Genomic DNA, 13,517 nt, shown 5'->3' with positions numbered 1-13,517 from the left:
AGGAACACTAGCTTTACTCGGTGCCTTGGCGTACGGCGTTACGGCGCTTGTAGCGGCACCGGTATCCGCGCAGCAGCAGGGCACCGCCACCGCGACCCCGGATTCCGGCCCGGTGGGGAGCACGTTCACGGTCAGCTGGTCCGGTGTGTACCTCGATCCGGACTGCCGGGACTACACCGTGCAGCTCCTCTGGGACGGCAGGCAGGTGGTCGGCAGCGGCCGGCACTCGGGCCGCGGCAGCGGTTCCGGAACGGCGACGGTGCCGGAGAAGGCGGCGATCGGCGGCCACCGGGTGACGGCGAAGCCGGTGTGCGCGGCGACGTCGAACCCGACGGACAGCTTCACCGTGACGCCGACGCCCACCACGACCACCACCCCGCCGCCGGTCGTCACCACGACCACCGCTCCCCCGGCCGCGACGACCACGACCAGCCGGCGCCCGACTGTCACCACGACCACCACGTCGACCACCACCACGACGACCACGACAACGACGACGAGCTCCGGAACGCCGCCCCCGGCGACCACGACGACGCCGTTCGACGGTGACGGCGCGCTGACCCTGGACAAGGACAACATCCAGCCGGGCGACCCGCTGACCGCCACCGGCACCGGCTGCGACCCCGGCGCGCCGGTGCGGCTCAGCTCGCTGGGCGAGGACGTCGGCACGGCGAAAGCGGACAACTCGGGCACGTTCAGCACCAGGGTCGAGTTCACCATGATCCAACCGGGGCGGCACGTGATCCGGGCCGACTGCGGCGTGGTGCTGGTCGGCAGCGTGGACATCGCCCTGACCAGCTCGACCGGCGGCACCACGTCGACGCTCGTGGTCCTGGTGTTCTTCGTGCTGGTGGGCGCGATCCTGGTCCGACGCCAGTTCTCCGGCCTGTTCACCAAGCGCCGCTGAGCAGCCGAGGGTCGACGGGAAACGGCGACGGCCCCCGCGGGAATCCGCGGGGGCCGTCGCACCGTTCTCGCCTGACTAGGGCTCTTCGCGCTGCTTGCGCAGCTTGATGAGCGCCTCTTCCAGGATCGCCTCACCGTCCGCGTCGGAGCGCCGCTCCTTCACGTACGCCAGGTGCGTCTTGTACGGCTCGTTGCGCGGCGGAGCAGGGGGAGCCTGCTCGTCGCGCCCGGCCGGCAGGCCGCACCGGGGGCAGTCCCAGTTCTCCGGGATCTCGGCTTCGACCGCGAACGACGGCCGAGACTCGTGCGCGTTCGCGCACCAGTACGACACCCGACGTCGGGGCGCGGACTCGCCGCGCTCCGATTCGCCCATCGGGCCTGCGCCGACGCGGGTACCGCGAATCGCGTTACCACCAGCCATCGACCCTCACACCCCCACCACGTGGTTTCCCTGCTGTCAGTTGACCTTCATCAGCAGTCCGATGCCCACGATGGCGATGACCCAGACCGAGCCGACGAACAACGTCAGCCGGTCGAGGTTCTTCTCCACCACGCTGGAACCGGACAGGCTCGACTGCATGCCGCCGCCGAACAACGAGGACAGACCGCCGCCACGCCCGCGGTGCAGTAGCACCAGCAGGATCAGGACGAGACTGGAGACGATCAACAGGATCTGAAGGAACAGGATCATTTCTTCCTCGCTGTCAGGCAGGTGACGCCACAGAGTACCCGGTCGACTGCCGACCGTGGACCACCGTAGTAGGAGTGCGTGTCAATCACATCAGGGTAGAGGTCCGCCCGCGGCGAGTGCGCACAGCTTGGCGAACTCGTCCGCATCCAGGCTCGCACCACCCACGAGGGCGCCGTCGACGTCCTTCTGGGCGATCAGCTCGGCGATGTTGCCGGACTTGACGGAACCGCCGTAAAGCACCCGAACGGCCGAAGCGACGTCCTCGCCGTACAGCTCGGCGAGCTTGACCCGCAGCGCCGCGCACACCTCCTGTGCGTCCGCCGACGAGGCGACCTTGCCGGTGCCGATGGCCCACACCGGTTCGTAGGCGACGACCACGTCGCGCACCTGCTCGGCGGTGAGGCCCTTCAGGCCCGCGACGAGCTGGTCGGTGCAGTGCTCGACGTGCCGGCCGGCCTCGCGGACGTCCAACTGCTCGCCGAGGCAGAAGATCGGGGTGACGCCGTGCTTGATCGCCGCCTTGACCTTCTTGTTGACGGTGGCGTCGTCCTCGCCGTGGTACTCGCGGCGCTCGGAGTGGCCCACGGTGACGTACGAGCAGCCGAGCTTGGCGAGCATCGGGCCCGAGGTGTCACCGGTGTAGGCGCCGGAGTCGTGCGGCGACAGGTCCTGCGCGCCGTACTTGAGCAGCAGCTTGTCGCCGTCGACCAGGGTCTGGATCGACCGGATGTCGACGAACGGCGGCAGCACCGCGACCTCGACCTTGGCGAAGTACTTCTCCGGCAGCGAGAAGGCGATCTTCTGCACCAGGGCGATGGCCTCGAGGTGGTTGAGGTTCATCTTCCAGTTGCCCGCGATGAGGGGCTGACGCTGAGCCATCACGCTCCGCCTTCGCTCGACCCTGCAAGCAGGTCTTCGTCCAACACGGACACGCCCGGGAGCTCTTTGCCCTCCAGGTACTCCAGGGACGCCCCACCACCGGTGGAGATGTGCGAGAACCCGTCCTCGGGGAGGCCGAGCGCGCGCACGGCCGCGGCGGAGTCGCCGCCGCCGACCACGGTGAACGCGTCGCTCTTGACGAGCGCCTCGGCCACCGCGCGGGTGCCGCCGGAGAACGCCTCGAACTCGAACACGCCCATCGGGCCGTTCCAGAAGACGGTCTGGGCGTCGGCGAGCTTGGACGCGAACAGCTCGCGCGTCTTCGGCCCGATGTCGAGGCCCTGCCGGTCGGCGGGGATGGCGTCGGTGGCGACGACCTCGAACTTCGCGTCGGGCGCGAAGTCGTCGGCGGCCAGCACGTCGACCGGGAGCACCAGCTCCACGCCGCGCTCCTCCGCCTGGGCGAGGAAGCCGCGGACCTGGTCGAGCTGGTCCTCCTGGAGCAGCGAGCCGCCGACCTCGTGGCCCTGGGCCTTGAGGAAGGTGTAGGCCATGCCGCCGCCGATGAGCAGCCGGTCGACCTTGCCGAGCAGGTTCGCGATGACGCCGAGCTTGTCGGACACCTTCGCGCCGCCGAGCACGACGACGTACGGGCGCTTGAGGTCGTCGGTGAGCTTGCGCAGCACCTCGACCTCGGCCAGCACGAGGCCGCCCGCGTAGTGCGGGAGCTTCTTGGCCACGTCGTAGACGGAAGCCTGCTTGCGGTGCACCACGCCGAAGCCGTCGGAGACGAACGCGTCGGCCTTGGCGGCCAGCTCGTCGGCGAGGGCGGCGCGCTCGGCGTCGTCCTTGCTGGTCTCGCGGGCGTCGAAGCGGATGTTCTCCAGCAGCACCACGGTGCCGTCGCCGGCGGTCTCGGTGCCGATCCCGACCGCCTGGCCGAGGAGCTCACCGAGCCGCACCGCGACGGGCGCGAGGGAGAACTTGGGGTCGGGCTCGCCCTTGGGGCGGCCCAGGTGGGCGGCGACCAGCACGCGGGCGCCCGCGTCAACGAGCGCCTTGATGGTGGGGACCGACGCGCGGACGCGGCCGTCGTCGGTGATCCGGTCGCCGTCGAGGGGGACGTTCAGGTCGGCGCGCACGAGGACGCGCCGACCCGAGACACCCTCGCTGAGCAGATCGTCGAGAGTCTTCACAGCGAGTGACCCGTTTTCGCTCAGAGCTTGCTGGCGACGAGGTTGACCAGGTCGGCGAGGCGGTTGGAGTAGCCCCACTCGTTGTCGTACCAGCCGATGACCTTGACCTGGTTGCCGATGACCTTGGTCAGCGGCGCGTCGTAGATGCACGACGCCGGGTCGGTGACGATGTCGGCCGACACGATCGGGTCGGTGTTGTAGCGCAGGTAGCCCTTGAGCGGGCCGTCCGCCGCGGCCTTGTAGGCGGCGTTGACCTCGTCCAGCGTGACCTCGCGGCCGACGGTGACGGTGAGGTCGGTGGCCGAGCCGGTGGGCACGGGCACGCGCAGGGCGTAGCCGTCGAGCTTGCCCTTGAGCTCCGGCAGGACCAGGCCGATCGCCTTCGCGGCACCGGTGCTGGTGGGCACGATGTTGAGCGCGGCGGCCCGGGCGCGGCGCAGGTCCTTGTGCGGCGCGTCCTGGAGGTTCTGGTCCTGGGTGTAAGCGTGGATCGTGGTCATGAGGCCACGCTCGATGGTGAAGCTGTCGTGCAGCACCTTGGCCAGCGGGGCCAGGCAGTTCGTGGTGCACGAGGCGTTCGAGATGACGGTCTGCGAACCGTCGTACTGGTCGTCGTTCGCGCCCAGGACCACGGTGAGGTCTTCACCCTTGGCCGGTGCGGAGATGATGACCTTCTTCGCGCCACCCTCGTCGACGTGCTTGCGGGCGGCCGAAGCGTCGGTGAAGAAGCCGGTCGACTCGACGACGACGTCGACGCCGAGGTCCTTCCACGGCAGCTTGCCGGGGTCGCGCTCGGCCAACGCCTTGATGACCTTGCCGTCAACCGCGATGCCCTCGTCGGTGACGGTCACCTCGCCGTCGAGACGGCCGAGGATGGAGTCGTACTTGAGCAGGTGGGCCATCGTGTTGACGTCACCGAGGTCGTTGAAGGCGACGATCTCGATGTCGTGCCCACTGGCCTGAACGGCGCGCCAGAAGTTGCGACCGATGCGGCCGAAACCATTGACACCTACGCGAACCGTCACGGTGAGTCTCCTCGGTACTCGACTGGCGTTGTCCGCCAGGGGCGTGCAGTCATGGGCTGACCAGGCAGCCGAGAGCCAGCCTAGCCTCCGGGCTGCGGCCCTGGTCACGTGGACCACCAGGATCTCTTTATCGAACAAGAAAATCCAGCTCGACGGCCTTGTTACCTCCAGGTAACCCGGCGCCGGGCGTTCGGGACCCCGGAGTGAGCGGCTCACAGCGACGCCGCTCCTGGACCGGCCAGGTTGCCAGCGTAGGTCTCACGGTGCGTGAACGCAGGACTCGCGGTGCCCGACCGGATGACGCGCGGTGCCGACCGGATGACTCCTGGTATCGGTCCGGAACACCCGAACGGGTTTCGGTGCCGGTGCGGTTAGGCTGCGCGCCTTTCCTCGACCTGTGGCGGTGGGCAGTGGCGTTGGCGACGGGCGATCCCGGTGTCGCGGCACCTGCCGCCAGGACTTCGGCCGTGCGCGCCGACGTCCAAGGCCTGCGGGCGCTGGCCGTGGGTTTGGTGGTCTGCTACCACCTCCGCCCCGAGTGGCTGACCGGTGGTTTCGTCGGCGTCGACGTGTTCTTCGCGATCTCCGGCTTCCTGATCATCGGCACGCTCACGGGCGAGGTCCGGCGCACCGGGCGGGTACGCCTGCTCGACTTCTACGCCCGCCGGATCCGCCGGTTGCTGCCCGCCGCCACCGCCGTGTTGCTGGTGATCACCGCGGCGGCGCTCGTGCTGCTGCCCCAGTCCCGCCGGCCGGTGGTGCTGCGCGAGGTGGTGTTCTCCGCGCTCAACGCCCAGAACTGGCTGTTGGCGGTGCTGTCGGACGACTACGGGCACGCGACCGTCGGCGCGTCACCGGTGCAGCACTTCTGGTCGCTGGCCGTCGAGGAGCAGTTCTACCTGGTGATCCCGCTCGTGCTGCTGGCCGCCGCGGTGCTCGCGGCACGGCGGGGCGGCGGACCCGTGCGGTACGCGGTGGTGGCGGTCGGCGCGGTCACGGTCGCGTCGTTCGCGTTCTCCGCCTGGTACACGCCGGTAAATCACGGCGCGGCGTATTTCGTCACGCCGACGCGGATGTGGGAACTGGGCATCGGCGGGCTGGCCGCGATGGCGCAGCACCGGCTGCGACCGGGTCTGACGGCGCGCCTGCTGCTCGGTTGGGGTGGTCTGGCGGCCGTGCTGGTCAGCGCGTTCCGGTTCACCACCGACATGGCGTTCCCGGGCTGGATCGCGGCGCTGCCGACGGTCGGCGCGGTGGCCATGCTGGTCGCCCGGGACGACTCGCTGGGCCGGCTCCTGGGGCTCCGGCCGCTGACCTACGTCGGCGACGTCTCCTACAGCCTGTACCTGTGGCACTGGCCGGTGATCGTGCTGCTCCTGGAGTTGACCGACCGGGACGTGCTGAGCCGGTACCAGGTGGTCGCCGCCGCCGCGCTGAGCCTGGCACTGGCGGCGTTGTCCAAGCACTTCGTCGAGGACCCGTTCCGGCACCGCCGCAACCGCAAGCGGACGACGTACGCGATCGGCGCGGGACTGGTGGCGGTGACCGTGGCGGTCGCGTCGGGCGGCTGGGCGTCCGCCGAGTCGACGCTGGCCGCGCTGCGGACGAAGCCCGTGCTCGACGCGCGGTACCCCGGCGCGCTCGCCCTCGACCCGAGCCGGGCGCGGCCCGTGCCGACCGGTGTCGCGTTCGTGCCCGCGCCCGCCGTGGTCGAGCAGGACGGGCCGTTGGGCGACCTGCCCGGCGACTGCAACATCTACGACCTGAGCGGGCGGGTGACGTCGTGCATGTACGGCGACCCGGGCGCGGCCAGGACCGTGGTCGTGGTCGGCGACTCGCACGCCGGGCAGTTCAGCAGCGCCCTGGCCGAGTACGTGCGGCACGAGGGCGCGGGCCGGTGGCGGGTGAAGGTCGTCGTGCGCAACGGCTGCCCGTTCACCTCCGTGCCGCCGTCCGAGGCGGGCACGCCGATCGCCGTGTGCGCGGACGAGAACCGGCTGAAGCTGGACCTGATCCGCGACCTGGACCCCGACCTGGTGGTCACCGCCGCCATGTCGCCGGAGTCCTACCGCAAGGACCTGAACTGGACGTGGGAGTCGCCGGAACGCCAGGTCGAGGGCTACCGGACCATGCTGGCCGCGCTGTCCGACGCGGACATCCCGGTCGCCGTGATCCGGGAGGTGCCGCGCCCGGCGACGGTCGTGGCGCCGTGCCTGGAACGCCACCCGGACCGACCGGCCGAGTGCGACACGCCCCGCTCGCGGGCCGTCGGCTCGCCCACCGACCCGCTGGCCGACGCCGCGACCGGGCTGCCCGGTGTCCGGGTAGTCGACCTGACCGACTGGATCTGCCGGGCCGACGTGTGCCCGGCCGTGGTGGGCAACGTCGTCGTCTACCGCAACAACCACCTGACCGACACGTACGTGAGGTCGCTGGTCGACCCGCTCGTGTCCGCCCTGGGACTCCGCTAGACCCCCGGCGTCAGGCTCGCGGCGTCAGACCTGGACGTCAGACCTCGGCGTCGAGCATGTCTGCGGTCACCGCGGACTCGGTGTCGGGCATGCCCAGCTCCTTCGCCCGCTTGTCCGCCATCGCCAGCAACCGCCGGATCCGACCCGCCACCGCGTCCTTCGTCATCTGCGGCTCGGACAGCTGGCCCAGCTCCTCCAGCGACGCCTGCCGGTGCGCGAGCCGCAGCTCGCCCGCCGCCGCCAGGTGGTCCGGCGCCTCGGCGCCCAGGATCTCCAACGCGCGCTGCACCCGGGCCGCCGCCGCCACCGCGGCACGCGCCGAACGACGCAGGTTCGCGTCGTCGAAGTTCGCCAGCCGGTTCGCCGTCGCCCGCACCTCGCGGCGCATCCGGCGTTCCTCCCAGGCCAGCACGCTGTCGTGCGCGCCGAGCCTGGTCAGCATCGCGCCGATGGCGTCGCCATCCCTTATCACCACGCGCTCCGCGCCGCGCACCTCACGCGACTTGGAGCCGATGCCCATCCGCCGTGCCGCGCCGACCAGCGCCAACGCCGCTTCCGGCCCCGGGCAGGTCACCTCCATCGACGACGACCGGCCCGGCTCCGTCAGCGAGCCGTGCGCCAGGAACGCGCCGCGCCACGCCGCCTCCGCGTCGCACACACCGCCCGACACCACCGGCGCGGGCAGGCCGCGGACCGGTCGGCCGCGCGGGTCGAGCAGACCGGTCTGCCTGGCCAGGCCCTCGCCGTCCTTGACCACCCGCACCACGAACCGGGTGCCCTTGCGCAGGCCGCTGGACGTGATGGTGAACACGTCCGACTGGTGCCCGTACAGCTCGTGGATCTCGCGCCGCAGCCGCCGCGCCGTGGAACCCAGGTCCAGCTCCGCCTCGACGACCACCCGGCCGCCGACGATGTGCAGTCCACCCGCGAAGCGCAGGAGGGAGGCGACCTCCGCACGGCGGCAGCAGGTCTTCGAGACGGCCAGCCTGCTCAGCTCGTCCTTCACCGCCGACGTCATCGCCACGGTGCCTCGCCTCCCCTGCTCGCACGGTCTTCCTGGAGGGTTGTACTCGACGCCCCGCCGGTCCCGTCACCAGGGCCGGCCAACGCCCGCTGGATGCTCAACGCCAGCGCGGCCGGATCGTGACGGTCCGGCGCGCCCGCCACCGCGATCGGCGCGAGGTGCGCCGCAGCGCCGAGAGCTGCGGCGGCCCGCCCCAGCCGGTCCGGCACGGGGACCGCGCCGACGTCGGCGATCACGGCGTCCACGCGCAACGCCGGGGCGTGCTCGCACAGCACGTCCAGGTGGAGCTCCGGTGAAAACCCGGCGGTTTCCCCCGGTTGGGGGACGAGGTTGAGCACCACGACCTTCCGCGCCGACGTCCGGACCAACGCGTCGTGCAGCTCCGGCACGAGCAGGTGCGGCAGCACGCTGGTGAACCACGAGCCCGGTCCCAGGAGCACCACGTCCGCCGCCAGGACCGCTTCGACCGCCTGCGGGCAGCCGCGCGGCGCCTCACCGGGACCACCCGGGCCGTTCAGCCGGATGCGCTGCACCCGGCCGGGCGTGGTGGCGATCGCGACCTGGCCGCGGATCCGGCGCACCACGTCGGCGTCGTCGTCCAGCCCGGTCACGTCGGCCTCGATCGACAACGGCTCGGTGCACATCGGCAGCACCCGGCCGCGCACGCCGAGCAGCCGTCCGGCCTCCTCCAGCACCGCGACCGGGTCGCCCAGCTGCTCCAGCAGACCCGCCAGCACCAGGTTCCCGACCGCGTGCCCGGCGAGCGCGCCCGTGCCGCCGAACCGGTGCTGGAACAGCCGCGACCACAACGCGCTCGACTCGTCCGCACCGGCCAGCGCCACCATCGCCTTGCGCAGGTCACCGGGCGGCAGCAGGCCGAGTTCGCGGCGCAGCCGTCCCGAGGAGCCGCCGTCGTCGGCGACCGTCACCACGGCCGTCACGTCGTCGGTCAGCCGGCGCAGGGCGGTGAGCGTCGCGTGGAGCCCGTGACCACCGCCCAGCGCTACCGCTCTCAAGCTCACTCGCGTCCCAGATCCCGGTGGACCACCTTGACCGCCATGCCGTCCTCGCTGGCCAACCGGCCCGCCAGCTCCTCGGAGATGGCGACGCTGCGGTGCTTGCCGCCCGTGCAGCCGACCGCGAGCGTCAGGTACCGCTTGCCCTCGCGTCGGTAGCCGGCGCCGATAAGGCGCAGCAGTTCGTGGTAGCGGTCCAGGAACTCCTCCGCGCCCTCCTGGGTCAGCACGTAGTTCCGCACCTCGCCGTCCAGGCCGGTCTGCTCGCGCAGCTCCGGGATCCAGAACGGGTTCGGCAGGAACCGCACGTCCATCACCAGGTCGGCGTCCATCGGCAGGCCGTACTTGTAGCCGAACGACAGCACCGTGACCCTGGTGCGCATCGCCGACTCGGTGCCGAACGTGTCCTCGATCTTGGCCCGCAGCTGGTGCACCGACAGCGCCGACGTGTCCAGCACCAGGTCGGCCTCCTCGCGCAGCGGCGTGAGGAGGACGCGCTCGTTCTCGATGCCGTCGGCCAGCCGCCCGTCCGCCTGCAGCGGGTGGCCGCGCCGGACCGACTCGAACCGGCGGATCAGCACGTCGTCGGTGGCCTCCAGGAACAGCACCTTCGGCTTGTAGCCGCGCGCGTCCAGGTCCTTGATGACCGCCGCCAGGTCTTCGGTGAACGCGCGGCTGCGCACGTCCATCACGACCGCGACCCTGGTGATGGCGCCCCTGGCCTGCGCGCCGAGCTCCACCATGGTCGAGATCAACTCGGGTGGCAGGTTGTCCACCACGAACCACCCGAGGTCTTCCAGGCACTTCGCGGCGGTGCTGCGGCCCGCCCCCGACAGGCCCGTCACCACCGCGACTTCGATGCCGGACTTCTCGCCGGCCGGTGCGCTCACGTTCGCTCCTGTCCGATTGTCGACTCCGTCGACGGTCCTCCACCACCGGCCGCGCCCAGCGTCGCGTGCACGGCCTCGGCGGTGCGCCGGCCCACACCGGGCACCCCGCTGATCTCGTCGACGCTCGCCTCGCGCAACTTCTTCAGCGAGCCGAAGTGCCTCAGCAGCGCGGCTTTGCGCGACTGCCCCAGCCCCGGTACCTCGTCCAGCGCCGACGTCGTCATCCGCTTGGACCGCTTCTGCCGGTGGTAGGCGATGGCGAACCGGTGCGCCTCGTCGCGCACCCGCTGCAACAGGTACAGGGCCTCGCTGGTGCGCGGCAGGATCACCGGGTCGGGCTCGCCGGGCACCCAGACCTCCTCCAGCCGCTTCGCCAGGCCGACCACCGCCACGTCCGTGATGCCCAGCTCCGCCAGCATGTCGGAGGCTACCTGCGCCTGTGGCGCGCCGCCGTCCACGACCAGCAGGTTCGGCGCGTAGGCGAACTTGCGCGGCTTGCCCGTCTCCGGGTCGATGCCGGGGTTCGGCCCGTCGCCGTTCCTGGTTTCCCGCAGGTAGGCCTGGAACCGCCGCCGGACCACCTCGGCGATGGACCCGACGTCGCCCTGCTCGGCGCCCTCGCGGACGGCGAAGCGGCGGTACTCGGACTTGCGGGCCAGGCCGTCCTCGAACACGACCAGGGACGCGACCACGTCGGTGCCCTGGACGTGGCTGATGTCGGTGCACTCGATCCGGAGGGGCGCGGTGTCGAGGCCCAGCGCCTCCTGGAGTTCCTGGAGGGCCGCGGACCGGGCCGTCAGATCGCCGGCGCGGCGCAGTTTGTGCTGCTGGAACGCTTCCTTGGCGTTGCGCTCCACCGTCTCCATGAGCGCGCGCTTGTCACCGCGTTGCGGGACCCGCAGGGCCACCTTGCCCTTGCGCAGCCCGGTCAGCCACTTCTCGACCGCCTCCGCGTCGTCCGGCAGCTCCGGCACCAGCACCTCGCGCGGCACCGGCGCCGCCTCCACCCCGCCGGCCAGGGCCGACTCGACCTGCTCGCCGTAGAACTGGGTGACGAACTGGTCGACCAGGCCGGACACGCCCGTCTCGTCCACCTTGTCGACCACCCAGCCGCGCTGACCGCGGACCCGCCCGCCGCGCACGTGGAAGACCTGCACGGAGACTTCCAGGTCGTCCTCGGCGAAGGCGACCACGTCGGCGTCCGTGCCGTCACCGAGGACGACGGCCTGCTTCTCCAGGGCGCGCTTGAGGGCGGCCTGGTCGTCCCGGAGGCGGGCGGCCTTCTCGAACTCCAGCTCCTCGGCGGCGGCCGTCATCTCGCGTTCGAGGCGGCGCACCATCGAGTCGGTCTTGCCGGCCAGGAAGTCGCAGAAGTCCTCGACGATGTCCCGGTGCTCGTCGGCGCTGACCCGGCCGACGCAGGGGGCGGAGCACTTGTCGATGTAGCCGAGGAGGCAGGGGCGGCCGATCTGGCCGTGGCGCTTGAACACGCCGGCCGAGCAGGTGCGGGCGGGGAAGACGCGGAGGAGGAGGTCGAGCGTCTCGCGGATCGCCCAGGCGTGCGCGTAGGGGCCGAAGTACCGGACGCCCTTGCGGCGCGGGCCGCGGTAGACGTGCAGGCGGGGGAACTCCTCGTTCAACGTCACGGCGAGGACCGGGTAGGACTTGTCGTCGCGGTAGCGGACGTTGAACCGCGGGTCGAACTCCTTGATCCAGTTGTACTCCAGCTGGAGGGCTTCGACCTCGGTGCCGACGACGGTCCACTCGACGCTCGCCGCGGTGGTCACCATCTGGCGGGTGCGCGGGTGCAGGCCGGCGACGTCCGCGAAGTAGGAGTTGAGCCGTTGGCGCAGGCTCTTGGCCTTGCCGACGTACACCACACGACCGGCGGTGTCGCGGAACTTGTACACGCCGGGGGCTTCGGGGATGGTGCCTGTCGCGGGGCGATAGGTCGACGGATCGGCCACGTCCCAAGCCTAGTTGGACGCCGTGCCCGCAGGCGTCGCGGGCTGTGTTGTATAGCCGCCGTGTTGGATGACCGCTGCTCCGCAGGCGGCGGGCTCGGTCGCCTGGAAGTCGGCCGTTCGCGACTTCGCGTGGGGTGCTGTTTTCGGGCACGCGGCGAAGGGGGCGATCAAAGGCGCGTGGTCGGAGAGAGCGGGTGGAGAGCGCGGGTGGGAGCGTGGTCCGGGGCGCGGGTGAAGGAGCGCGGGTGAAGGAGCGCGATCGAGAGCGCGGGTGGGCGCGATCGGGAGCGTGGGAGAGCGCAGTCGGGGGCGCGGTGGGAGAGCGCGGTTGAAGGGTGGGGTCGGGGGCGCGAGGGCGGCTCGCGGCGGCGACTGCCTGGTGGACGGGGTGCCCGGTGGACCGTGCGGTCGGGGGCCGCGAGGGGCGGCTCGCGGCGCCTGCTTCCCGACTGTCCGGCCGGCGGGCCCGTCGGGGTGGGGTCAGGCCAGGAGGATCTGGCCCGCTTCCACCTTGACCGGGACCTCGGTCAGGCCCTTGGTGGCCGGGCCGTTCGTCACGGCGCCGTCCGCGGCGTTGAACGTGCTGCCGTGGTTCGGGCACGTGATCACGCCGCCCTCGGGCGGTGACACCGCGGTGCCCTGGTGCGGGCAGGTGGCGTCGTAGGCCTTCACCGTCTCACCGGTGCGCACGAGCACCAGCGGCTTGCTGTTGGACGGGTTGCCGGCCAGCGTGCCGCCGCCGTCGGGCACGTCGGCCAGCGCCGCGATGATCGCGGGGCCGGACGAGGTGCCGCCGGGGGTGGTGCCGCCCGCCGGCGCGGTGCCGGTGGCCGGCGGTGTGGTCTCGCTGCCGCAAGCGGCCAGGCCGCCCGGCACGGCCAGCGCGACCAGCACGCCGCACAGCATCGAGCGGCGAGACAGCGCTGTCTTCTCCACGGAACTCAAGACGATCCTCCGCTGCGTGGTGGGTAGTCGTTCGGATGCACAGGGAATACGACACCACGTGAAAGCGGGGTTCAACGCGTCCAACTGGTGGGACGGATCTTTCAGGAAAGCACCACGTCGGGCCCGGACACCGCGACCGCGACCTCGGTCAACCCCTTGGGCGACGGACCGGACAGCACGGCACCCGACGACGGGTCGAACGCGCTGCGGTGCGTGGGGCAGGTGATGACGCCGGCCGCGGGCGGGTTGACGGTGGTGCCCTGGTGCGGGCACGCCGGGTGGAACGCCCGCACCTCCGACTCCGACGGCCTGACCAGCAACAACTGACCGTCAGCGCCGACGTCGACGAGCGCTCCGGACCCCACCGGCACGTCGGCGAGCGCGGCGACCCGCTCCCCCGGCCGGGCCGAGCCGACACCGGGTTTGCGCGTGGGCGCCCCGGTCCCGCACGCGGTCAGGGCGAGCAGTCCGCACAGGAGGGTCCGTCGGTCCACTCGCCCATCATCG

13 protein-coding genes are annotated in these 13,517 nt (G+C 71.6%); 2 read left to right on the top strand and 11 right to left on the bottom strand.

The annotated features are described in order from the left end of the window. Positions 1-25 precede the first annotated feature (25 nt). Complete coding sequence (locus OQ02_RS45980; RefSeq protein WP_231500185.1) at positions 26-907, top strand: hypothetical protein; 882 nt, start codon at positions 26-28, stop codon at positions 905-907. A 75-nt stretch (positions 908-982) separates the two neighbouring features. Here the strand turns inward: OQ02_RS45980 and OQ02_RS23705 are convergent, their stop codons facing one another. From OQ02_RS23705 to gap, 5 genes are all read right to left on the bottom strand, one after another. After that, on the bottom strand, positions 983-1,327 hold the full coding sequence (locus tag OQ02_RS23705) for an RNA polymerase-binding protein RbpA (protein ID WP_033440747.1): 345 nt from the start codon (positions 1,325-1,327) through the stop codon (positions 983-985). Positions 1,328-1,363: 36 nt separating this feature from the next. Next, a complete protein-coding gene (secG, locus tag OQ02_RS23700) occupies positions 1,364-1,597 on the bottom strand; it encodes a preprotein translocase subunit SecG (RefSeq protein WP_033440746.1) in 234 nt (77 codons plus the stop codon). 90 nt (positions 1,598-1,687) lie between these two features. Beyond that, positions 1,688-2,476 (bottom strand): triose-phosphate isomerase, encoded by a 789-nt coding sequence (gene tpiA, locus OQ02_RS23695; protein WP_033440807.1) that lies wholly within the window; start codon positions 2,474-2,476, stop codon positions 1,688-1,690. After that, positions 2,476-3,672 (bottom strand): phosphoglycerate kinase, encoded by a 1,197-nt coding sequence (locus OQ02_RS23690; protein WP_197043456.1) that lies wholly within the window; start codon positions 3,670-3,672, stop codon positions 2,476-2,478. Before OQ02_RS23690 ends, tpiA begins: the two co-directional genes overlap by 1 nt. Positions 3,673-3,692: 20 nt before the next feature. Then, positions 3,693-4,697: a type I glyceraldehyde-3-phosphate dehydrogenase gene (gene gap / locus OQ02_RS23685; protein WP_033440745.1), complete on the bottom strand. Its 1,005-nt coding sequence runs from the start codon at positions 4,695-4,697 to the stop codon at positions 3,693-3,695. A gap of 359 nt (positions 4,698-5,056) precedes the next feature. Here gap and OQ02_RS23680 point away from each other — a divergent pair, with 359 nt between their 5' ends. Next, positions 5,057-7,168, top strand: a complete 2,112-nt coding sequence (locus OQ02_RS23680) for an acyltransferase family protein (protein ID WP_231500184.1) — start codon at positions 5,057-5,059, stop codon at positions 7,166-7,168. 37 nt (positions 7,169-7,205) lie between these two features. On the opposite strand, the gene whiA is transcribed toward OQ02_RS23680, so the two are convergent. The 6 genes from whiA to OQ02_RS23650 form a co-directional block, all read right to left on the bottom strand. Beyond that, positions 7,206-8,192: a DNA-binding protein WhiA gene (gene whiA, locus OQ02_RS23675; RefSeq protein ID WP_033440743.1), complete on the bottom strand. Its 987-nt coding sequence runs from the start codon at positions 8,190-8,192 to the stop codon at positions 7,206-7,208. After that, positions 8,183-9,208, bottom strand: coding sequence for a gluconeogenesis factor YvcK family protein (locus OQ02_RS23670; protein WP_033440742.1), 1,026 nt, complete (start codon positions 9,206-9,208; stop codon positions 8,183-8,185). Before OQ02_RS23670 ends, whiA begins: the two co-directional genes overlap by 10 nt. 2 nt (positions 9,209-9,210) lie before the next feature. Then, positions 9,211-10,068, bottom strand: a complete 858-nt coding sequence (rapZ, locus tag OQ02_RS23665; protein WP_051772721.1) for an RNase adapter RapZ — start codon at positions 10,066-10,068, stop codon at positions 9,211-9,213. A gap of 26 nt (positions 10,069-10,094) precedes the next feature. Further along, a complete protein-coding gene (uvrC, locus tag OQ02_RS23660) occupies positions 10,095-12,065 on the bottom strand; it encodes an excinuclease ABC subunit UvrC (protein WP_081915885.1) in 1,971 nt (656 codons plus the stop codon). A 480-nt stretch (positions 12,066-12,545) separates the two neighbouring features. Next, entirely contained in the window at positions 12,546-13,001 is a 456-nt protein-coding gene (locus OQ02_RS23655; RefSeq protein WP_231500182.1) for a Rieske (2Fe-2S) protein, read from the bottom strand. 110 nt (positions 13,002-13,111) lie between these two features. Further along, positions 13,112-13,504, bottom strand: a complete 393-nt coding sequence (locus OQ02_RS23650; RefSeq protein WP_033440738.1) for a Rieske (2Fe-2S) protein — start codon at positions 13,502-13,504, stop codon at positions 13,112-13,114. Positions 13,505-13,517 lie beyond the last annotated feature (13 nt).

The sequence above is a fragment of the Saccharothrix sp. NRRL B-16314 genome, assembly GCF_000716595.1.
Classification (GTDB): Bacteria; Actinomycetota; Actinomycetes; order Mycobacteriales; family Pseudonocardiaceae; genus Actinosynnema.
This window is presented reverse-complemented; position numbering and strand designations above follow the sequence as displayed.